At 34.6% G+C, this 1380-nt stretch carries 2 protein-coding genes; both read left to right on the top strand.

The features are described 5' to 3' along the window. Positions 1-240, top strand: a 240-nt coding sequence (locus tag GQV94_RS07570) for a hypothetical protein (protein ID WP_234126481.1), incomplete at its 5' end; no start/stop codon positions are given. A 325-nt stretch (positions 241-565) separates the two neighbouring features. Next, a partial coding sequence (flgE, locus tag GQV94_RS07565; protein WP_200170437.1) for a flagellar hook protein FlgE occupies positions 566-1380 on the top strand: 815 nt, incomplete at its 3' end.

Genomic DNA, 1380 nt, shown 5'->3' with positions numbered 1-1380 from the left:
AGATATGGGGTTGATTATGATGGAAGTGGTTCATTTGCCGCAGCTGATGTAAATGAAAATGTTAAAGTAGTTGTAAATTCTTCAGGAGCTTTTTCTATCACTAATGTTAATGAAACATCTAAAAGTCCGACTTTAACAAATACTGGTCCAACTTTAGATTTTAATGCTCACAATATGAATTTCAATATCACTGCTTACACAGATGAGAAAGGAACACAAAATACTCTACAAACTCTTTAGGAGTAAGTGCTTTTGATGCAAATTTAAAAACAAATCAAACAGCAGCATTTTGGGGAAATGGTGATCAAAAAACAAAATTAAGCATAGTTTTAAATGGTGTAAAAATAGAAAATGCAAATATATCAAGTATAGATGAGGCTATAACTTATATTAAACTTTGATATAAATTTCAATGTCACACTTTATTTCAGCATTTTCAATGCGAAACAAAGTGTGACATTATCCCACCCACCCACCCAAAATAAATTCAAAACAAATTTTGGAACAAAAATTGCTTAGTATTTTTTCGAATAATTTTAAGCAATACTTTATAAAGGATTTAATTATGATGAGATCACTTTGGTCCGGAGTTAGCGGACTTCAAGCACACCAAATTGCAATGGACGTTGAAGGTAACAACATTGCAAACGTTAATACCACAGGTTTTAAATATTCTCGTGCTGATTTTGGAACTATGTTTAGCCAAACGGTAAAAATAGCCACAGCTCCAACTGATGGAAGAGGGGGACAAAACCCTTTACAAATCGGACTTGGTACCTCAGTTAGCTCCACAACAAGAATTCACTCTCAAGGTTCAGTTCAAACCACAGATAAAAACACCGACGTTGCGATCAATGGTGATGGATTTTTTATGGTAAGTGATGATGGCGGTCTTACAAATTATCTTACACGTTCAGGAGATTTTAAACTTGATGCTTACGGAAATTTCGTTAATAATTCTGGCTTTGTTGTTCAAGGGTGGAATATAGACTGGGATACTCAAAGCATTGATTCTTCAAGAAGCCCACAAAATATTTTCATCGATCCAGGTATGCACATCCCAGCAGCCCAATCAACAGAAGTAGCTATCAAAGCAAACCTTAACAGCGGTCTTAACATAGGCACAGCCAGCAGACCTTTATACTCTTTAGATTCTGTTCATGGATACAATAGCAAAACAAATGAAACTAAAGATGAAAACGATACAGGAACAACTCAGTTTTATACCACTTCTAAAAATTCAGTTGAAGTTACAGAAAAAGGGGTTGATTGTGCTTCTTTATTTAATGCTAATGGAACAGGTTTAAATTTAAGAGATGGACAAGGTATTTGGGTATCTTATGCAGATGCAAAATACTCTACAAATAAAGTAGGCGCAAG

Source organism: Campylobacter sp. TTU_617 (genome assembly GCF_016599045.1).
Classification (GTDB): domain Bacteria; phylum Campylobacterota; class Campylobacteria; order Campylobacterales; family Campylobacteraceae; genus Campylobacter_D.
Note: the sequence above shows the minus strand (reverse complement) of the source record. Positions and strands in the feature narration are given on the sequence as shown.